Below are 19,087 nucleotides of genomic sequence, written 5' to 3'. Positions count from 1 at the left end.
GGCCGCGTCATGCTGAATTTTTCCTTTACCAAACAGTTCCTGATTTGGGGCACTGTGGTGCTAGGCTTGCTGTTTGCAATGCCAAATGCGTTTTACACGCGGGTTGAAACACATAATGACGCGGTTGCGATCATCGAAGGTGGGCTGTCCAATGACGCGCTTGCCGCTGATGCAGCACAGTGGCCGCGTTTCTTGCCTTCTGGCCTTGTGAACCTAGGGCTTGATCTGCGCGGCGGGGCGCATTTGCTGGTCGAAGTGCAGCTTGCCGACGTGCAAGCCACTTACCTCGAAGGGTTCTGGCCAAACGTACGTGATGCGTTGGCCGCCGAACGCGATACCATCGGTTTTGTGACCCGTGATGATAGCCCCGCTGATGAATTGCGCGTGCGTATTTCGCAAGAAGCGGGCGCTGCACGCGCACTTGAAATCGTCCGTGGCTTGGGCCAGCCTGTCACATCGCTGACGGGGGCTGCTGGCAGCAACTTGGATGTGTCTATCACTGGTCCTGTGCTGACGGTGAAGCTGAGCGAAGCAGAAATCGCTGCGATGAATGATCGCACGATGGCGCAAACGCTTGAGATCGTACGTCGCCGGATTGACGAATCTGGTACACGCGAACCCACTATTCAACGCCAAGGCAGCGACCGCGTACTGATCCAAGTGCCGGGTGTCGGGTCTGCGCAAGAGGTGATTGATCTGATTGGCACCACCGCACAGTTGACGTTTAACGCTGTTCTGGGCAGCACGACTGATCCGGGACAATCGCCGGGGACGGGCAATATTCTTGCACCAGATGCTGAAAATGACGGGGTATTCTATATCCTTGAAAAGCGTTCGGTTGTTACTGGCGAAGATCTTGAAAATGCGCAGCTTGATTTTGACCAAAACGGATCACCTGCGGTGGCGTTTCGGTTTAACACATCAGCAGCCCGCGATTTTGGGGATTACACGCTGGAAAACATCGGATCGCTTTTCGCGATTGTGCTGGATGGCGAAGTGATTTCTGCGCCGCGTATCAACAGCCATATTCCGGGTGGCTCTGGGATTATTTCGGGCAGTTTCTCGGTTGAAGAGGCCACGAACCTTGCGATTTTGCTGCGTGCGGGGGCCTTGCCTGCGGATTTAACTGTGCTTGAAGAGCGTACAGTTGGCCCCGAGTTGGGCCAAGACAGTATTGATGCCGGTAAAATTGCCTGTATCGTTGCCGGCATCGCGATCCTTGTGTTTATGGTGCTGAGCTATGGTCTGTTCGGTGTCTTCGCCAATATCGCGTTGATTATCAACGTTGGGCTGATTTTCGGTTTGCTGTCGATCATTGGGGCCACGCTGACCCTGCCGGGGATTGCAGGGATCGTGCTGACCATCGGGATGGCCGTGGATGCCAATGTGATCATCTTTGAACGGATACGCGAAGAACTAAAATCGGCCAAAGGGGCCGCACGCGCGGTTGAACTGGGCTATGAAAAAGCGTTGTCATCCATCGTTGACGCGAACATTACCACGTTCATGACTGCCGTGATCTTGTTCGTCTTCGGCTCTGGTCCGGTGTCTGGCTTTGCTGTGACGCTTGGCTTTGGCATTTTGACATCGGTCTTTACGGCCATTTTTGTGACCCGCTCGCTGATCGCGATTTACTTCGCGCGTGCCCGTCCTAAGACAATCGAGGTTTAACATGCGCCTGAAACTCGTTCGCGAAAACATCAACATCGATTTCTTTAGCAAGGCCCGGATTTGGCTGGGTATCTCGTTGGTCATGATGGTCGTTGCCTTGGGGTCATTCCTGATCCAAGGGCTGGCCTTTGGGATTGATTTCCAAGGTGGGACAAGCATCCGCACCCAATCCGAAGTATCCGTTGACGTCGCCGCCTACCGGTCTGCGCTTGAACCGCTGGGGCTAGGAGACGTGTCAATTGCAGAGGTCAACGACCCAAGTTTTGACGACAATCAACACGTCGCGATGGTCCGCATTCAAGCCCAAGAAGGCGACGAACGCATCGCGACGGAAACCGTTGAAGCGATTGAAATCGCGTTAACGACGCTTGAGCCAACGCTCACATTTCAATCCATCGAATCCGTAGGCCCCAAAGTGTCGGGTGAATTGATCAACACCGCGATTTTGGCCGTATCCTTGGCGATTGGTGCGATCCTGTTGTATATTTGGATGCGATTTGAATGGCAATTTGCCGTCGGCGCCGTGCTGGCATTGACGCATGATGTGTTACTAACCATCGGGATTTTTTCGGAATTGCAGATTAAATTTGATTTGGCCATTATCGCGGCGTTGCTGACGATTGTCGGCTATTCGATCAATGATACTGTGATTGTGTTTGACCGGGTGCGTGAAAACCTGCGCAAATATAAACAAAAGGACCTCAAAGAGGTGCTGAACCTGTCGATCAACGAAACGCTTTCGCGGACCTTGATGACATCGGTCACGACGTTGCTGGCGCTAGTATCGCTTTATGTGCTGGGCGGCGATGTGATCCGCGGCTTTGTCTTTGCGATGATCTGGGGCGTTGTGATCGGGACCTATTCATCGATCTTTGTGGCTTCGACAGTCTTGCTGATCTTGGGCGTCAAACGCGATTGGTCTAAGAAAGACCCAAGCGCGGGCACTCGTTACGCCCATATCGATAACTAAGGATCGCCCATGCGCCTAAATGAAATCAGCTATGATAACGCGGCCCCGGTCGACGGCTATGGCGCTGGTTTCTTTCGTATTGGGGGCACCCGGTTTGATGGGCCAATTGCCGCCTTTGCAACGGGTGTTCAGCCTTGGGGCGGCTATGACGACACCGCCACATTGATTGCGCAGGCTGATACATTGGATGTGCTCTTTGTCGGCACAGGGGCCGAGATTGCCCATCTGCCAACCGATTTTCGCAGCGCACTTGAAGACGCTGGGATCGGGGTAGAGGCCATGGCGTCACCCGCCGCTTGCCGCACCTACAATGTGCTTTTGTCCGAAGGGCGCCGCGTCGCTGTCGCCCTGATCCCAGTTTGATGTTGCGCGTCACAGATGTGACTTGCGCGCGCGGCGGGATTCCGGTGCTCAGCGAAGTGAGCTTTGATGTTACCGCAAGCAAGGCGCTGATCTTGCGCGGCCCCAATGGGATCGGCAAGACGACATTGCTGCGCACGCTCGCAGGGTTGCAACCCGCCTTAGGAGGCGATGTTGACGCAGACGTGGATGATCTTGCCTATGCAAGCCATGCCGATGGGATCAAAACCGCGCTCAGCGTGACCGAAAACCTAAAATTCTGGGCTGATATCTATGGCAATCCCGTGCCTGATACGATCTGGGAGGCCTTCGATCTGGCCGATTTGCAAGACCGTATCGCAGGCACATTGTCCGCCGGGCAAAAGCGGCGTCTTGGGCTGGCGCGGCTAGGCGTGATTGGGCGCAAAATATTGTTTTTGGACGAACCCACCGTGTCGCTGGATGGGTTTTCCGTCAAGCTTTTCGCGAAATGGCTGCAAGATACCCATCTGGCGGGCGGCGGAATCGCAGTGATCGCCACACATATCGATCTGGGGATTGATGCGCCCGAACTTGATTTGACCCCGTTCAAGGCTGACCTGAATATCGGCGGTGGCGCTGACGAGGCATTCTTGTGATTGCCCTGCTGCTGCGCGACTTGCGGCTAGCGGTACGCGCGGGCGGCGGATTTGGGCTGGGGCTCGCGTTTTTTCTGATTGTTATCATTCTGGTCCCGTTTGGGGTCGGGCCGCAGGTGGACTTGCTGACACGGATCGCGCCGGGGATATTGTGGATCGCGTCACTGCTCGCGGCGCTTTTGTCGCTCGACCGGATATTCGCGCTCGACTTTGAGGATGGATCGCTCGGTCTCTTGGCGACCTCACCACTACCGCTTGAAGGGGCGGCGTTGATGAAGGCGCTCGCGCATTGGATCACAACCGGGTTGCCGTTGACGATCGTGGCACCTGCGCTTGGGTTCTTGTTGTCGCTGGCGCCAGAGGCTTACAGCTATCTTCTGCTTTCGCTCCTTTTGGGGACTCCCGCGCTGTCGATGATCGGCACCTTTGGTGCGGCGCTTACGGTGGGGCTGCGGCGTGGTGGTTTGCTTTTGTCGCTGCTTGTCTTGCCATTATATGTGCCTACGTTGATATTCGGGGCAGAGGCTGTGCGGCGTGGGGCTGACGGGCTGGACGCGACAGGCGCGCTGATCTTGCTGGGCACGATCACCGCTGGATGCTTTGCGTTGCTGCCATTTGCGACTGCGGCCACATTACGCATGAATCTGCGTTGAAGGCGCGCATGGGGCAGGGTAGGTAAATAGTATGTCGTTTTGGGAATATGCAAATCCGAAGAAATTTATGGGCTGGACCGCACCCGTTCTTCCCTATGTTTTTGGGGCGGCTGCACTGTGTCTCACGGTTGGGCTGATTTGGGGGTTCTTCTTTACGCCTGACGATTTCCGGCAAGGATCAACAGTCAAAATCATCTACCTGCATGTGCCGGCTGCGACGATGGCAACAGGCACTTGGTTCATGATGCTTGCTGCCTCGCTGATTTGGGTCGTACGACGCCATCACGTTTCCGCACTTGCCGCGCGCGCCGCTGCGCCAATTGGTCTGACGATGACATTGATCGGACTGCTGACCGGCGCGATCTGGGGGCAACCGATGTGGGGCACCTATTGGGCTTGGGACCCGCGGTTGACGTCATTTTTGATCCTGTTCCTGTTCTACCTTGGCTATATCGCCATGTGGGAAGCGATCGAGGATCCGGATACAGCTGCCGATTTGACCTCTGTGCTGTGTATGGTGGGATCGGTCTTTGCCATTCTGTCGCGTTATGCGGTGAATTTCTGGAACCAAGGGTTGCACCAAGGCGCGTCTCTTTCACTGGATGCCGAAGAACACGTGTCTGATGTGTTCTGGCAACCGCTGGTGATCTGTATCGTGGGGTTTGTGCTTTTGTTCGTTGGCCTTGTGCTGATGCGTACCCGTACCGAAATCCGCGCCCGACGCATCCGGGCCCTAGAAGCGAGGGCCCGCCGTGCCTGATTTAGGAAAATATGCTGTTGAAGTTCTCGCCGCTTACGGGGTGAGCCTTGGGTTGCTGGCTGTGCTGATCGTGCTTAGCTGGCGACGGTCTGTGCGTATGCGCGCGGCACTGGAACGGATTGAAAACAATGGCTAAAATATCGTCGCTTGTGATTTTACCGCCGGTCATATTTGCGGGGCTCGCGGGTATGTTCGCGGTCAGCATGATTCAGGGAAAGTCTGACGATTTGCCGTCGACCTTCATCGGGCAGCAAGCGCCTGCTGTCCCATTGGAGGCCGTATCAGGCACCACGCAACTCACCGATGCGGACCTGCGGGCTGGTGAGATCACAATCGTGAATTTCTGGGCCAGCTGGTGCCCGCCGTGCCGTGCAGAGCACCCGAAATTACTGGAATTGGCCGAAGAAGGCTACCGTGTTGCAGGCATCAATTTCCGCGACCAACAGGATCACGCGTCGACATATCTGACCGATTACGAAGACCCGTTTTTCGCTACTGGGTTCGACCTGCGGGGGAGGGTGGCGATTGACTGGGGCGTCACCGCACCACCCGAAACCTTCATCGTCGATGGGGATGGTACGGTTTTGTTCCGCTACGTCGGACCACTGGTTGGATCGGATTATGAGCAACGGTTTTTGCCCGCGTTGATGGAGGCGGTAGAGTAATTATTCGTTCAGTAGCCCATCTGTGGATTGCGCAGCGGGAAGGTCGATGAGGGCAAGCGCCTCCATCCCGCCAATAACTGAATCGACTGCGATTGTTGCTAATATCATCCCCATTACCCGACTAATCACACTGGCGCCTGTGTTGCCTATGACGCGGTGCACGTAGGTTGCAGCCAACAGCAATACAAAGGTGAAAAACATAACTATGATCAGTAGGCCTGCCGTAATGGCTTGCTCGGTCAACGCTTGTTCATGATTGTCCGTCAGAACAACGACAGCCAGCATCGCGCCAGGCGATGCAATAGAAGGCATTGCAAGCGGAAAAACTGCGCCAGCGAGATGATCTTTGCCCGCTTCTTCGATTTCGGTCTCTGGTTTCGAACTCCCGAAAATCATTGAAAGCGCAAAGAGGAATAGGATGATCCCACCCGCAATTTGGAATGATCCAAAGCGCAAGCCTAAGGTCTCTAAGACGTATTGTCCGGCAACTAAGAACGTTAACAAGACGAGCGTCGCAATGAACACCGCCCGAAGCGCATAGCGACGGTGCAGACGCGCCGGTACAGTTGCTACCGCAAAGAGGAACACAGGAATTGAACCCACCGGGTCGATGACGACGAACAATGTTACAAATTCACGAAGAAGGTTGGCCCAGTCCACGATAATCCTAAAATTTTGAGAAATGACAAACCTAGTCTACCGAAATTCTGCAAAATGATCAACGCGCTAGGTCCGCACAAACCGTTTAAGTTTCGGTGCGGATTTTGCTCGATAAGGCCCGCGCAAGTTGCGCGGGCCTTATGGTTAATTTTCTTGCTGAGGCTTCAAGATACCTTTGCCAAATTGCGTAGTACATAGTGCAGCACGCCACCGTTTTCGACATATTCAATCTCGACCGCCGTATCGATCCGGCATTTGACGGTGATGTCTTTGGTTGAACCATCGGCCATCGTGATATTGGCGGTCAATTCTTGCAACGGTTTGACTGTATCAAGGCCCTTGATGGTGACGGTTTCTTCGCCGGTCAGGCCCAGTGTTTTGCGGGTGTCTCCGCCAGTGAATTCAAAAGGTACGACGCCCATGCCCACAAGGTTTGACCGGTGGATACGCTCAAAGCTTTCGCAAATCACAGCCTTCACGCCGAGTAGCGATGTACCTTTTGCTGCCCAGTCGCGTGATGACCCTGCACCATATTGTTCACCCCCAAAGATGACGAGCGGGGTGCCAGCCGCCTGATGCGCCATTGCGGCTTCAAAGATTGAGGTTTGCGCGCCGTCGGGCCCTTTGGTGTAGCCGCCTTCAACGCCGTCGAGCATTTCGTTTTTTATGCGAATATTGGCGAATGTGCCGCGCATCATGACCTCGTGATTGCCACGTCGCGAGCCGTAAGAGTTGAATTCGCGCACAGGCACCTGGTGGTCGATCAAATATTGCCCCGCAGGCGACGTGTCTTTGAACGATCCGGCTGGGCTGATGTGGTCAGTCGTGACCATATCACCCAGTACCGCAAGCACTTTGGCGTTTTCAACATCGGCGATTTTGCCTGCGTCTTTGGACATGCCTTGGAAATAGGGCGGGTTTTGCACATAGGTTGATGCAGCGGGCCAATCGTAGGTTTCAGACCCGGTCGTTTCAACGGCCTGCCATTTATCGTCGCCTTTGAAGACTTCCGCGTATTTGCTGATAAAGGCCTCGCGGGTGACTGTTTTTTCGACCAGTTCGTTGATCTCGGCTGAGGATGGCCAGATGTCTTTGAGATAGACATCATTGCCGCTTTTATCCTGACCGATCACGTCCTTGGCCAGATCCACATTCATGTCACCAACCAGTGCATAGGCCACCACAAGCGGTGGAGAGGCAAGGTAGTTGGCGCGCACATCGGGGCTGATCCGGCCTTCAAAGTTCCGGTTGCCCGACAGGACAGACGTGGCGATCAGGTCATAGTCATTGATTGCTTTGCTGATCGGCGCTTCCAGTGGACCGGAATTGCCGATGCAGGTCGTGCAGCCATACCCAACAAGGTTGAAACCGATTGCGTCAAGGTCTTCTTGCAGACCAGCCGCTTCAAGATATTCGGACACCACCTGAGACCCGGGGGCGAGCGATGTTTTGACCCATGGTTTGCGATTCAGCCCCAGTTCGCGTGCCTTACGGGCTACCAAACCGGCGCCGATCATCACGTAAGGGTTGGATGTGTTGGTGCAGGAGGTGATCGAGGCAATCACGATGGACCCGTCATGCAGTTGATAATGGCCGTCATCGGTCATCACATAGCCGCGTTGATGATGGCCTTCATCACCAGGGATGTCGCATGGTTCGGGCTGTCCACCTTCACCTTCCCAACGGATTTCGGCACTGGTGCTCGCTTCTTTGCCTTCGCGGATGCCTTTGACGTATTTGCCAAATTCCTTACCCGCCACATCAAGCGCGATGTAATCCTGCGGGCGCTTCGGTCCTGAAATCGCAGGGACGATGCTGCCCATGTCCAAGGTTAGCGTATCGGTATAAATCGGTGCATAGTTTTCATCGCGCCAGAAACCATTTTCTTTGGCGTAGGCTTCGACCAATGCGATCCGATCTTCGTCGCGGCCGGTATTGCGCAGATAGCGCAGTGTTTCGCCATCGATGGGGAAGAACCCGCAGGTCGCGCCATATTCCGGTGCCATGTTGGCGATGGTCGCCCGGTCGGCCAGCGGCAACGCGTCCAGACCTGCGCCGTAGAATTCCACAAATTTGCCAACGACGCCCAGTTCACGCAGCATTTCGACGACCTTAAGGACCAGATCGGTGCCTGTGGTGCCTTCGACCATTTCTCCTGTCAGCTCAAATCCGACGACTTCTGGGATCAGCATTGATATCGGCTGGCCGAGCATGGCGGCCTCGGCTTCGATCCCGCCAACGCCCCAACCTAGAACGGCTAAACCGTTGACCATTGTAGTGTGCGAATCTGTCCCGACAAGCGTATCGGGATAGGCGACTTCGACTCCGTTTTGGTCTTTGTCTGTCCAAACGGTTTGGGCCAGGTATTCAAGGTTCACCTGGTGACAGATCCCTGTACCCGGCGGCACCACGCGGAAATTGCTGAATGCGCTTTGGCCCCATTTGAGGAACTGGTAGCGTTCCATATTGCGTTCATATTCGCGGTCGACATTCATTTGGAACGCACGTGGGGTGCCAAATTCATCAATCATCACAGAGTGATCGATAACCAAATCAACGGGGTTGAGTGGGTTAATCTGCTGGGCGTCACCCCCAAGTGCCACAATCCCATCGCGCATCGCTGCAAGATCAACAACAGCGGGCACGCCCGTGAAATCTTGCATCAGGACACGGGCAGGGCGGTAGGCGATTTCACGCGGGTTTTTCCCGCCATTGTCGGCCCATTCAGAAAACGCTTTGATGTCATCGACGGATACAGAAAACCCACCGTCTTCAAAACGTAGCAGGTTTTCGAGCACGACTTTCAACGCCGCTGGAAGTTTCGAAAAATCGCCTAAGCCCGCGGCTTGTGCCGCGGGAATTGAGTAATAAGCGACGGATTGATCCCCGACGGTTAGGGTTTTACGGGTTTTGGCTGTATCGGCGCCGACTGTGATCGTCATGGCTATCCCTTTCATGGCGGTTGCTGTGCAAGGCTACACGATGAACTTGCGTCATGGTGCGCGTGTGATCAAGAGGATGTTTTTACATTACGTATACTGTTGTATACAAATTTGCGTATTCCCGGCTGTTGCAGTTGAAACATACATAACAAACTGTTCGCAATTCATTGATTGGTTATTACAGCGGGGCCGGGCTAAACCGATAGGTAACTTGTATCGGGATGTGAAATGTTTAGAATTTTATCGGGCTTTGCAGTTTGTGGGTTCCTGTTTGCTGCACCAGGTGTTGGGCACGCCGATCCAGTCGTGGTTGAACTGTATACCTCGCAAGGGTGCTCGTCTTGCCCGCCGGCGGACGCGATCCTACATGATTTGGCACAACGCGATGATGTCATCGCATTGGCGTTGCATGTTGATTACTGGGATTACATTGGCTGGGCTGATAGTTTTGCTAACCCCGAATACACTGCCCGCCAACATGCCTATGCGCGTGCAGCGCATGCGGCGTCAGTCTATACGCCACAGATGATTATTGGAGGCGTCGATCATGTGATTGGGTCGCGGCCGATGCAGGTGATGGATCTTATACAAGCGCATAACCAGCAAGAGTATCCGGTTTCTGTGACGCTCACGCGGTCCGAAGATTATATCGAAATTTCCGCGACGGCTAGTCAGTCGGGCGATTATGTCTTTGAAATCGTACGATATACGCCGCAGGCAAGTGTCGATATCCGCAGGGGCGAAAATGCCGGTAAACAATTGACCTATTCCAATATCGTGACGGATTTTGATCAGGTCGCGGAATGGGACGGGGCAGGTGTGATGACCATTCGGGCTGCTGCACCGGGCGATGATCCTGTTGCGGTCTTGGTTCAGCGGGCCGGGTATGGGCCGATCGTGGGTGCAGCGCAGCTGCGCTAGGACTTTCCCCGGGCTTTCCAACGCCGATGCACCCAAAACCATTGTGCCGGATCTCGCGCGATCTGAGCCTCTAGCCGTGCGGTCATTTCCGTCATCATTTGTTCGGGGCTTGCAGGGGTGATCGGGGCTTCGACTTCAACCGCGAAGGACAGCCCGTCGGGTTGGCGAATACCGAAATAAGGGATAACGACCGCATTCATACGCAGCGCAATGTCAGCGGCCGAGGTGGCCGTATGTGCGGGGTGCCCCAGAAACGGCAGGCTGATCCCTTTGGCTGAAACGTCAAACAGCAAAGTTCCCATTCCGCCGGATTTCAGGTGCCGCGCAAACCCCATCGTGCCGCGCCGCCCTTGTTCGAAAACGGGCCCGCCCCATGAGGTCATGGTTTTCGCGTAATGGGAGTTAAAATAGGGGTTCAGCATCGGACGGTAGAGCCCGCCAATCGTGTAACCCATGTTGGTCAGTACCTGACGCGGGGCTTCGTGATTGCCGTAATGGGCGGTGACAAACATCACTGGGCGCTGATCGGACGCAGCCTTTTTAACAGCGGAGAGGCCTGCACCAGTGGGTTTGGTCCCTGCTAAACGCTCAGAAAACTCTTGCCACGCATAGTTTTCGATCAATGTGCGCCCAAAGTTATCGCAGCAACCCCGCGCAAGCTCTTGGCGCCGGCTGACTGACATCTGAGGGTAAATCATCGCAAGGTTGGCTTCAGCCCGCTTGCGGTAGCCCGCGAGCGGGGCGATTGCACCGCTTAGCGCGCCCCCCATCGCAGGCACCCGTGTTTCATAGGGCAGTCGGAGCAACGTGCCGATCAACCCTCGCAGAACACGGTCTGCGACCCAATCGACATTGGTGCCTTGGGAGGATTTGCGCCGAGTCATTTGCGGCCTATAAACGCGTGAGGAATCATCGGGCAAGAATAGGGCTAATCCCTAGGGCCTGTCCACGCGCTAATCATCCTCGTCGTCATCCTCATCCGGGTCAATCAATGTGATGACACCGCTTTCCGCCATTTCGCGGATCGCCGTGGTGATGGCTGACATCGCCGCCTCTGCGTCAGCTTTTTTGATGCGCCCCATCTCTTCGGCGTCTTCGCGCATTTGTCCGGCCATACGTTGCGACACGCTGCCTAGGATGAATTCGGCCGAAGCCACGATTTGCGGTTCCCCCGCGAGACCAGCCGCAATAGCGCGCGTCAGCACCTCTGCATCGACAGCGCGAATGCAGCCGGGGATATCGGTGGGTTTGACGCGTGGCGCGATGTCTTTGAATGTAAAGATAGCTTTGCGGACATTGCTCGCAAAATCAGGGTCCGTTTCGCCCAGTGAGGTCAGCACATCTTCGCGTGTGTCTGTGATGGTCGAATTCAAGATCGCGCCCAATCGTTGCACCGGGGGTTTTTCAAACGCGGATTTGGTAGGTTGCCCATAGTCTTGGGCCAGTGATGCCCCAATACGGCGGACGGCATCCGGCGAGATTTCAGATGTCAGGGACATTGCATAAGTGATCCGGCGTGCCCGTTCACCTGGCGTTTGTGTCAGAACCTCTGCCGCTTTGCCAACCTGTAATTTTGATAGGGCGACGGCGCAAATTTCGATGCTTTCACGGGTCATGATATCCACCAGCCGTTCAATTGAAAGATCGGCGACTGTAGGCCAATGATCACCGTTGCGCACGCTCTCCATTTGGGCGCGCAACCGTTCCGCCAAAGAGGGGCTTAGGTGATCAGATAGGGCTGCAATGGCCCCATCGCGCGAACCTGGGGCCGACAGACCTATGGCGTCAAGCTGTGCGGTGAATTCAGCCGCAACATCCGCAACGGTATCCCGATCAACCAGTTTTATTGCGCCCAATTCATTCGTCAAAACTTCTTGAAGTGATTCGGGTAACTGAGACAACGAAAGGTTGCCGCCGTCGCTGATCATCATTTGAACGATCATTGCCGCTTTGCGTCGGCGAGATAATGCCGATGCGGCCGGGGTGTCAAACTGCATGCTCATCCCCACAGCCTATAGGATGGGGGTAAATGAAAGGTTATAACTTCTATTTAAGATCCCGGATGGGTGAATGAAATTGACATGTTCTTAAGTTCCTGAATGGTCTCAGGTGACAAATGCGCCTTGTCTGCGGTCCATTTGTGCAAAGATTCAATTTTGCCGGATATATCTTGAATTTCAGTGTTGGAAAATTCGCGATCCGCGCGTGCAAAACCGCAAATACTGAGGCTGTCGCCGGACTTTGTTGTACAAACAATGCCATATGGCATTCCAAATTCAGTCGCCTTTTGTAGGACGTCTGCTGGGTCATCAAGTTCAGACCAACGACATGTCCCTATGTGTTCGAATCCCCAAGCAACCATCGGGTCGGACATCACCAGCCCATTTTGCGAATAATAGTCCAGCCAAGCTTTAGGATATGATTGGAACATAAATTTAGGTGTCGTGTATGCGATGTGGAAACCAAGCGCATAGCCAGCCGGCGCAAGTTCACCGAGTTGTTCCAAAATTTCGCCAATTTTGTTTTGTGTTTGCGACATGTCTAAACTCGCTTTCCGGTTGCCAAGGGCGATAATATAGCAATACTACTAATCGAAGCACCGCGTTTTCCGCATTCTACAGATAACAGTGGTTCAGCAACAAGACCTTAAAAAAATTTGAGGCTCGGGGAAATAGAATGTCGACGTTGATGGGGCCGGAGGAAATCGAGCAGCTTGCTCCTTCCGGGTATTATATTGCACTTCGGATCGGCTTTGCTTTTCCGATGGAGGAAGTGAATGCATTTCCTGCCGGTTGGGTGCATCACTACACAACCCAAAGGTTTATGCTTTTTGATCCGGCGGTTAGGTGGGCATTCAGCAATACCGGGATGTGCCGCTGGAGCGAACTACCACTTGATGATCCTAAACGTGTGATTGCACAAGCGAAGACATTTGGGATGCGCTTTGGGGTTACTGTGTCAGTGTTTGATGGGAATATTGATGCCCAGCGTTCTTTTGCTTCATTCACGCGTGGGGATCGCGAATATAGTGACCTTGAAGTCAAACTGCTCAAGGCTTTGCTTGTAAGACGGCATGGCGAGACCGCCCCGCCAACCAATTTAACCCGTGCAGAGCTTGAAGCGTTAGGGATGGTCAAGGACGGAAAACGGCTCAAGGAGATCGCCTTTGAGTTGAGTGTTAGTGAAGGCGCTGTGAAGCAACGTCTTAAGAACGCAAAGCTAAAATTAGGAGCGAAAACGGGCACCCAAGCTGCGGCGCTCGCGAACCAGTACGGCCTGATCTGAACCGGGCCGTTTATTTTTTTCTTACTTATATAAAATTTGACGCTAATTTGTACTAGGCACGGCCTTCGTGACAATTAGCAGATGTAATTTGGCGACCAGATCGCTTATCGGTAGAGAGAAAACACCATGGAAAATATTTCGTTCAGTTTCGCACAGCTTCACCTACACGGCACCGCTTTTTATGAATTTCTTGCTCTGCGTAAGCAATTCTTCGTAGACCAGCTTGGCTGGCAGATTCCACACGATGACACCGTCGAGATGGATCAATATGACAACCCAAATGCGCACTATTCTCTGGTTTTGCGTGACGGCAAAGTCATCGGCGGGATGCGAGCGATGTCAACGACGGCTCAATGGGGTTCACATACCTATATGTTGGGCGATGCAGTTGCGGGCAAATTGATTGGTATTCCAGAAGATATTATCGACATCTCAACTGTGACGCCCGATGTTTGGGAAGCGACGCGCGTGGTCATTTCCGATGAGGTCACAACCCAAGCCGAGCGGGCAGAATGCTTGGGGTTGGTGTTGGATGGCGTCGTAGAACAGACAAAAGCGCACGGTGGGACCGAGATTATCGCGCTGTGCCCGCCGGTATTTTCCAGAACGCTACGTCAACTTGGTTACGATGTGGAGCTGATTGGTGACTCGTATGTGAATTGCCACGATGAACGCCGTTATGTCGCGATGAGCATGCCCGCAAAACCACGCCGGCCAAAAGCAGCCGCTGTTGCACACTCAGCCAAGGCGGCAAGCGGTGCGCCGTTAGCTGCGGTTCATGCGCCATCTGTGAGTTAGACACTTGTTGCGGTCGGAAAGGACGATTTCCTTACCGACCGCATAGGCTTAGCTGTCGCCAAAGACCCGCTTAAAGATCGTCTCAACGTGTTTGGTGTGATAGCCGAGGTCGAATTTTTCTTTGATTTCTTCGGCGGATAGCGCAGCAAGCACGTCGTCATCACCCAAAAGTTCGGTTTGGAAGTCTTTGCCTTGCTCCCAAACCTTCATCGCGTTGCGTTGCACCAGCTTGTAGGCGTCTTCGCGGCTGACTCCGGCTTGGGTCAGTGCAAGAAGGACGCGCTGTGACATCACGAGGCCACGGAATTTGTTCATGTTGGCCAACATGTTGTCAGGGTAGATCACCAGCTTTTCGATGACGCCTGCCAAACGGTGCAGGGCGAAATCCAATGTGACGGTTGTGTCAGGGCCAATCGCGCGCTCTACGGACGAGTGGCTGATATCGCGTTCGTGCCAAAGCGTCACGTTTTCCATTGCAGGAACAACTGACATGCGCACCAAACGTGCAAGCCCTGTCAGGTTTTCAGTCAGAACAGGGTTGCGTTTGTGCGGCATCGCAGAAGATCCCTTTTGGCCTTTTGAGAAAAACTCTTCGGCCTCAAGAACTTCGGTGCGCTGCATGTGGCGGACTTCAGTGGCGATGTTCTCAATAGAGGATGCGATCACACCCAGCGTGGCAAAGAACATCGCGTGGCGGTCACGTGGAATGACTTGTGTGCTGATCGGCTCTGGGGATAGGCCAAGTTTTGCGCAAACATGTTCTTCAACGGATGGGTCAATATTGGCGAATGTGCCAACAGCGCCAGAAATAGCACCCGTTGCGATTTCCGCGCGTGCGGCAACCAGACGCGCGCGGCCCCGGTCCATTTCCGCGTAAAACCGGGCAAAAGTCAGCCCCATTGTTGTCGGTTCTGCGTGGATACCGTGGCTGCGTCCAATGCGGATGGTTTCCTTGTGCTCAATCGCGCGAGTTTTCAGCGCAGCAAGAACACGGTCCATGCCAGACAAAAGCAGGTCGGCGGCGCGCACAAGCTGTACGTTGAATGTTGTGTCAAGAACATCGGAAGATGTCATACCCTGATGCACAAAACGGGCTTCGGTTGATCCGATATGTTCGGCCAGATGCGTCAGGAACGCGATAACGTCGTGTTTGGTTACAGCTTCGATTTCGTCGATGCGGGCCACATCAAATTCCACGTCCTTGGCTTTCCAAACGGCAGCGGCGCTTTCAGCAGGAATCACGCCGATCGCAGCTTGGGCGTCGCAGGCATAGGCTTCGATCTCGTACCAGATTTTGAATTTGGCAGCGGGCTCCCAGATGGCGGTCATTTCTGGGCGGGAATAGCGTGGAATCATGGGTGGCACCTTTCTTGGGGTGAGCAGCTATATTCCCCTGCGTCATAAGGGGCAGGGGACCAAGGCTCAAGGGGCAGTGTGTATCGACCTAGATCCATGACATGATCGTGCAGAATTTTTGCACTGACGACTGAGGCGCGACAAACGATGCTGATGCAATCCCGACTTTCAGGAATTTTTGAGTGGATGACCACTTAGCGGGATTTGGACGAAGCTGCTACCGCGGCAATGGCGTTTGTTTTGAACGTGGCACGTTGCTGTGAACGCTGTGCATTTTGATATCTGACGCACCTGTCTGACGATTGAGCCTTCTCAATCAACGGACAGGAGATTTCCATGACACATGAGAAGACAACTCCGCTGCGTGAGCGGATGATCGCAGATATGCGCATTCATGGGATGGGCGATAAAGCGCAAAAGGCTCATATCCGGGCGATCAAGCATTTTGCCGGGTTCTTGAAGCGATCACCTGATACGGCGACGCCTGACGACCTGCGCGCCTATCAGCTGCACATGACCGATACTGGGGTCACGCCGCCTACATATAATGCGCGGATCATGGCGTTCAGGTTTCTGTATGGGAAGACCTGCGGGCGCGAAGAGATGAAGAAGTACATGCAGTCCCGCACGCAACCACGGAAGTTGCCGACGGTGCTAAGTATCGAGGACGTTTCGGAGCTTCTTGCTGCGGCCCCTGGCCCGGTTCTGAAGTGTTGAGCACGGCGGCGCGCTATACCCATGTCGCCACCAAGACGATCCGGGATACGCCCAGCCCATTCGAAGCGCTGAAGAGGCTGAACATCGAGAACCTGCATCACCGACCGGGATAAGTACTGGTCAGTTGCCAAAGTTCAAGCTGGAGACCGCTGACATCTTCCGCACCCATGGCCCTGCTTGGCGGCGGGCCAATAGGGGACATGTCAGCCTCAGCCAGCTCAAAGGGATGTCCTCCATTGAGGCCTGCCGAACCGAGGCGCTCGGCGGGCATGTAGCGGCCTGTACCAAGTGCAACCATCACCACATCGCGTACAACAGCTGCAAGAACCGCCACGGCCCCAAATGTCAGGGTCCGGCTGCGCGCGACTGGATGGCGGCGCGGGCAGAGGATCTGCTGCCGGTGGAATACTTCCACGTCGTCTTCACGTTGCCCGCTGAGATCGCCCGCATCGCCTACTGGAACAAGAAGGCCGTCTATGGCCTTCTGTTCAAAGCGTCTGCGCAAACGGTGATGACAATTGCAGCTGATTCCAAGCGCCTCGGTGCAAAGGTTGGCATGACATCTGTACTGCACACTTGGGGATCGGCACTGACCCATCACCCGCACATTCATATGATCATTCCGGGTGGCGGCCTGTCGCCAAGTGGCAACCGCTGGGTCGCCTGCAAGCCGGGGTTCTTTCTGCAGGTGCGGGTGTTGTCTCGATTGTTCCGCCGCCTGTTTATCGAAGGGCTGCTGGCCTTACATCGCACAGGCGAACTGGTCTTCTTCGGTGATCTGACTGGACTGTCAGAGGCTCACGCTCTTGCCGCGTATCTCGCCCCATTGTGTAAAATAGATTGGGTGGTCTACGCCAAACCACCCTTCGGTGGCCCCGAGGCAGTGCTGGCCTATTTCAGCCGATATACGCATCGCGTGGCAATTTTAAACAGTCGTCTGATCAACGCCGATGCCAACACTGTCGCGTTCAAATGGAAAAATTACCGCATCAAATCCGACGACAGACAGAGCGTTATGCGCCTCTCAACCTCCGAGGTCATCCGGCGCTTTCTGATCCATGTGCTGCCCGATCGCTTCCACCGTATCCGCCACTAGGGCCTGTTGGCCAGTTCAAAGCGCAAGGTTAATATTGCAAAAGTGTTCACGTTGCTTGGCGCACCCCCAAAAAAACTAGAAGACACATCAGCCGCAGAAGCCGTCCCACTCACATTGCGAGAACCATGCCCAGACTGTGGCGGCGCAATGCGCATCATCGAGACTTTCCGACGCGGCCAGAAACCGCAATCCCGCGCACCACCCCAAGAGGCCGCCGCATGACGAGACGCACGTCACCATCCAACGGCCACACCCTGAACAGCAACGCGTTCGAGGCCGATACCGGCTTGCCTGCAACGCCATTTAAGATGCTCAATGTGCATGAATTGGCTAAAACCCTTCTCGTAAAAGAAGTTCGGCCACTTCAGATCAGCGCCAGAAAAACACAGCCTCATCATCTTGGATTAACCTTGGCAGGGCGCGCTTCACCCTTTCCCAGTAGGGCTCATCCAGACCCCACGGCTTCCTCCTAGTCATGTTTCCAAACGCAGGCCACCGTCGCACAGAAACAAAACCCTGCGCTCAGGCACGCATCGAAAAACCTTAAACAATGCTGCCGTTCGCCGCGGCTGTGGGAATGACTGCTTTCGGGACGAGAACCGCGCTTAACGAAGCATGTCGCGCAAGGGCATAAAAGCCCATACCAAAGGCTTGGATTTGGCTGCCAAAACTACGTGCAAAAGGCAGTTTGAGGTGTTTGACGCCAGCGAAAAGGTCGAACTCTTTGGTGTCCCCGGTCATGGCCTGCGCCGCGATTTCTGCCATGATATGCGTCAAGCCAATCCCGCGACCGGAATAACCTTGGATAAACATAATATTAGCGGCAGCGCGACCCACGTGCGGAATACGATTGGCGATGATCCCATCGCTGCAATTCCAAGCGTAATCGATCGAAATCCCTTTAAGTTGCGGGAACGTGCGCTCCATCGCGGGCCTCAGTTCGGCTGCGCCATCCGTGGTGGGCCTACCGGAATAGTTGGTGCCGCTCCCGAACATCGGGCGTTTGTCAGCGGTCAGCCGGTAATAGTCGAGTACAAAGCGGCAATCGTAGACGGCGAGGTTGTGCGGATTGATCGCCTCGACTTGCGCTGCACTGAGTGGCGCGGTTGCCATATTCGCAAGGCTTGCGGGAAATAACGCGCCGCCGAGTGCCTTTTGTTCCAAAAGGTGTAGCGCATTGCCAGCAATCAACACCTGATCAGTTTGAACGCTGCCGCTTTCGGTCACCACGCGTGATCGCGGTCCGTGTTCGATGTGCATGACCTTGCTGTTCTCAAAAACCTTTGCGCCGAGGGTTTCAGCTGCGCGCGCTTCGCCCAGGCATAGATCCAGCGAATGCAGGTGCATATTGCGCATATTGCGCAGCCCGCCGATGTAGAGCTTTGTTTCTGGATCTCGTCCTGCCCGATCAGGGTCATGTCATCGCCAAAACCGCGCTGGCGCCCTTCAGCTTCGATCGCCTTGAGTTGGTCCATATGGCTGGGTTTGATCGCGGCTTCTATATGGACAGCGGTGAGATCGCATTCGATCCCGTATTTTGCAACGCGGTCGCGAATGATGTCATGCCCGCGCCAGCGTGGGTTACAAACATAATCAGAAGCCCCTTTCACTCCCAA

General features: G+C 54.6%; 19 protein-coding genes and 2 pseudogenes. 13 read left to right on the top strand and 8 right to left on the bottom strand.

The features are described from left to right. Positions 1 to 9: 9 nt before the first annotated feature. The 8 genes from secD to DS901_RS08300 are packed head-to-tail and all read left to right on the top strand — an operon-like array spanning position 10 to position 5,696. Entirely contained in the window at positions 10 to 1,671 is a 1,662-nt protein-coding gene (secD, locus tag DS901_RS08335; protein WP_113776456.1) for a protein translocase subunit SecD, read from the top strand. A 1-nt stretch (position 1,672) separates the two neighbouring features. Continuing rightward, positions 1,673 to 2,641: a protein translocase subunit SecF gene (gene secF, locus DS901_RS08330; RefSeq protein ID WP_113776455.1), complete on the top strand. Its 969-nt coding sequence runs from the start codon at positions 1,673 to 1,675 to the stop codon at positions 2,639 to 2,641. A gap of 9 nt (positions 2,642 to 2,650) precedes the next feature. Continuing rightward, on the top strand, positions 2,651 to 3,004 hold the full coding sequence (locus DS901_RS08325; RefSeq protein WP_113776454.1) for an Mth938-like domain-containing protein: 354 nt from the start codon (positions 2,651 to 2,653) through the stop codon (positions 3,002 to 3,004). Further along, positions 3,004 to 3,618 (top strand): heme ABC exporter ATP-binding protein CcmA, encoded by a 615-nt coding sequence (gene ccmA, locus DS901_RS08320; RefSeq protein ID WP_113776453.1) that lies wholly within the window; start codon positions 3,004 to 3,006, stop codon positions 3,616 to 3,618. The genes DS901_RS08325 and ccmA overlap by 1 nt, the downstream gene beginning before the upstream one ends. After that, complete coding sequence (gene ccmB, locus DS901_RS08315; RefSeq protein WP_113776452.1) at positions 3,615 to 4,271, top strand: heme exporter protein CcmB; 657 nt, start codon at positions 3,615 to 3,617, stop codon at positions 4,269 to 4,271. The genes ccmA and ccmB overlap by 4 nt, the downstream gene beginning before the upstream one ends. 31 nt (positions 4,272 to 4,302) lie before the next feature. After that, positions 4,303 to 5,031 carry a heme ABC transporter permease gene (locus DS901_RS08310; RefSeq protein WP_113776451.1) on the top strand — a complete coding sequence of 243 codons (729 nt, stop codon included), beginning with the start codon at positions 4,303 to 4,305 and terminating at the stop codon, positions 5,029 to 5,031. Next, positions 5,024 to 5,167: a heme exporter protein CcmD gene (gene ccmD, locus DS901_RS08305; RefSeq protein ID WP_113776450.1), complete on the top strand. Its 144-nt coding sequence runs from the start codon at positions 5,024 to 5,026 to the stop codon at positions 5,165 to 5,167. The genes DS901_RS08310 and ccmD overlap by 8 nt, the downstream gene beginning before the upstream one ends. Beyond that, positions 5,160 to 5,696: a DsbE family thiol:disulfide interchange protein gene (locus tag DS901_RS08300; protein WP_113776449.1), complete on the top strand. Its 537-nt coding sequence runs from the start codon at positions 5,160 to 5,162 to the stop codon at positions 5,694 to 5,696. The genes ccmD and DS901_RS08300 overlap by 8 nt, the downstream gene beginning before the upstream one ends. On the opposite strand, the gene DS901_RS08295 is transcribed toward DS901_RS08300, so the two are convergent. Next, positions 5,697 to 6,359: a MarC family protein gene (locus DS901_RS08295; RefSeq protein ID WP_113776448.1), complete on the bottom strand. Its 663-nt coding sequence runs from the start codon at positions 6,357 to 6,359 to the stop codon at positions 5,697 to 5,699. Positions 6,360 to 6,520: 161 nt separating this feature from the next. Further along, positions 6,521 to 9,298 carry an aconitate hydratase AcnA gene (acnA, locus tag DS901_RS08290; RefSeq protein WP_113776447.1) on the bottom strand — a complete coding sequence of 926 codons (2,778 nt, stop codon included), beginning with the start codon at positions 9,296 to 9,298 and terminating at the stop codon, positions 6,521 to 6,523. Positions 9,299 to 9,526: 228 nt separating this feature from the next. Here acnA and DS901_RS08285 point away from each other — a divergent pair, with 228 nt between their 5' ends. Then, positions 9,527 to 10,219 (top strand): DUF1223 domain-containing protein, encoded by a 693-nt coding sequence (locus DS901_RS08285; RefSeq protein WP_113776446.1) that lies wholly within the window; start codon positions 9,527 to 9,529, stop codon positions 10,217 to 10,219. Here DS901_RS08285 and DS901_RS08280 read toward each other — a convergent pair. The 3 genes from DS901_RS08280 to DS901_RS08270 form a co-directional block, all read right to left on the bottom strand. Beyond that, positions 10,216 to 11,103, bottom strand: a complete 888-nt coding sequence (locus DS901_RS08280) for a lysophospholipid acyltransferase family protein (RefSeq protein ID WP_113776445.1) — start codon at positions 11,101 to 11,103, stop codon at positions 10,216 to 10,218. The two genes, DS901_RS08285 and DS901_RS08280, sit on opposite strands and share 4 nt — an antisense overlap. A 69-nt stretch (positions 11,104 to 11,172) precedes the next feature. Further along, positions 11,173 to 12,222 carry a FliG C-terminal domain-containing protein gene (locus DS901_RS08275; protein ID WP_113776444.1) on the bottom strand — a complete coding sequence of 350 codons (1,050 nt, stop codon included), beginning with the start codon at positions 12,220 to 12,222 and terminating at the stop codon, positions 11,173 to 11,175. Between the two features lie 47 nt (positions 12,223 to 12,269). After that, positions 12,270 to 12,758 (bottom strand): autoinducer binding domain-containing protein, encoded by a 489-nt coding sequence (locus DS901_RS08270; protein ID WP_258546679.1) that lies wholly within the window; start codon positions 12,756 to 12,758, stop codon positions 12,270 to 12,272. 137 nt (positions 12,759 to 12,895) lie between these two features. Here DS901_RS08270 and DS901_RS08265 point away from each other — a divergent pair, with 137 nt between their 5' ends. After that, positions 12,896 to 13,504 (top strand): helix-turn-helix transcriptional regulator, encoded by a 609-nt coding sequence (locus tag DS901_RS08265; protein WP_113776443.1) that lies wholly within the window; start codon positions 12,896 to 12,898, stop codon positions 13,502 to 13,504. 126 nt (positions 13,505 to 13,630) lie between these two features. Further along, on the top strand, positions 13,631 to 14,302 hold the full coding sequence (locus DS901_RS08260) for an acyl-homoserine-lactone synthase (protein WP_113776442.1): 672 nt from the start codon (positions 13,631 to 13,633) through the stop codon (positions 14,300 to 14,302). 48 nt (positions 14,303 to 14,350) lie between these two features. On the opposite strand, the gene purB is transcribed toward DS901_RS08260, so the two are convergent. Continuing rightward, a complete protein-coding gene (purB, locus tag DS901_RS08255; protein ID WP_113776441.1) occupies positions 14,351 to 15,658 on the bottom strand; it encodes an adenylosuccinate lyase in 1,308 nt (435 codons plus the stop codon). Between the two features lie 336 nt (positions 15,659 to 15,994). On the opposite strand from purB, the pseudogene DS901_RS08250 reads away from it, so the two are divergent. Both DS901_RS08250 and DS901_RS08245 read left to right on the top strand, forming a co-directional pair. Continuing rightward, positions 15,995 to 16,369: pseudogene (locus tag DS901_RS08250) on the top strand (site-specific integrase); the annotation flags it as partial. 130 nt (positions 16,370 to 16,499) lie between these two features. After that, positions 16,500 to 17,693, top strand: a pseudogene (locus DS901_RS08245) (IS91 family transposase). Between the two features lie 321 nt (positions 17,694 to 18,014). Here DS901_RS08245 and DS901_RS18895 read toward each other — a convergent pair. Continuing rightward, on the bottom strand, positions 18,015 to 18,812 hold the full coding sequence (locus tag DS901_RS18895; RefSeq protein WP_258546684.1) for an NAD(P)/FAD-dependent oxidoreductase: 798 nt from the start codon (positions 18,810 to 18,812) through the stop codon (positions 18,015 to 18,017). After that, positions 18,695 to 19,081, bottom strand: coding sequence for a hypothetical protein (locus tag DS901_RS18960; protein ID WP_258546685.1), 387 nt, complete (start codon positions 19,079 to 19,081; stop codon positions 18,695 to 18,697). The genes DS901_RS18895 and DS901_RS18960 overlap by 118 nt, the downstream gene beginning before the upstream one ends. Positions 19,082 to 19,087 lie beyond the last annotated feature (6 nt).

Origin of the sequence: Loktanella sp. D2R18 (assembly GCF_003318235.1) — a bacterium.
GTDB lineage: Bacteria > Pseudomonadota > Alphaproteobacteria > Rhodobacterales > Rhodobacteraceae > Yoonia.
The sequence above is the reverse complement of the archived record's forward strand: the minus strand, read 5'-3'. Positions and strand labels throughout refer to the sequence as shown.

What these genes read in the sequence shown, in the direction of transcription:
- secD (WP_113776456.1), top strand. Translation starts at nt 10, where the DNA reads ATGCTGAATTTTTCCTTTACCAAACAGTTCCTGATTTGGGGCACTGTG.
- secF (WP_113776455.1), top strand. Translation starts at nt 1,673, where the DNA reads ATGCGCCTGAAACTCGTTCGCGAAAACATCAACATCGATTTCTTTAGC.
- DS901_RS08325 (WP_113776454.1), top strand. Translation starts at nt 2,651, where the DNA reads ATGCGCCTAAATGAAATCAGCTATGATAACGCGGCCCCGGTCGACGGC.
- ccmA (WP_113776453.1), top strand. Translation starts at nt 3,004, where the DNA reads ATGTTGCGCGTCACAGATGTGACTTGCGCGCGCGGCGGGATTCCGGTG.
- DS901_RS08310 (WP_113776451.1), top strand. Translation starts at nt 4,303, where the DNA reads ATGTCGTTTTGGGAATATGCAAATCCGAAGAAATTTATGGGCTGGACC.
- DS901_RS08300 (WP_113776449.1), top strand. Translation starts at nt 5,160, where the DNA reads ATGGCTAAAATATCGTCGCTTGTGATTTTACCGCCGGTCATATTTGCG.
- acnA (WP_113776447.1), bottom strand. Translation starts at nt 9,298, where the DNA reads ATGACGATCACAGTCGGCGCCGATACAGCCAAAACCCGTAAAACCCTA.
- DS901_RS08285 (WP_113776446.1), top strand. Translation starts at nt 9,527, where the DNA reads ATGTTTAGAATTTTATCGGGCTTTGCAGTTTGTGGGTTCCTGTTTGCT.
- DS901_RS08280 (WP_113776445.1), bottom strand. Translation starts at nt 11,103, where the DNA reads ATGACTCGGCGCAAATCCTCCCAAGGCACCAATGTCGATTGGGTCGCA.
- DS901_RS08275 (WP_113776444.1), bottom strand. Translation starts at nt 12,222, where the DNA reads ATGAGCATGCAGTTTGACACCCCGGCCGCATCGGCATTATCTCGCCGA.
- DS901_RS08270 (WP_258546679.1), bottom strand. Translation starts at nt 12,758, where the DNA reads ATGTCGCAAACACAAAACAAAATTGGCGAAATTTTGGAACAACTCGGT.
- DS901_RS08265 (WP_113776443.1), top strand. Translation starts at nt 12,896, where the DNA reads ATGTCGACGTTGATGGGGCCGGAGGAAATCGAGCAGCTTGCTCCTTCC.
- DS901_RS08260 (WP_113776442.1), top strand. Translation starts at nt 13,631, where the DNA reads ATGGAAAATATTTCGTTCAGTTTCGCACAGCTTCACCTACACGGCACC.
- purB (WP_113776441.1), bottom strand. Translation starts at nt 15,658, where the DNA reads ATGATTCCACGCTATTCCCGCCCAGAAATGACCGCCATCTGGGAGCCC.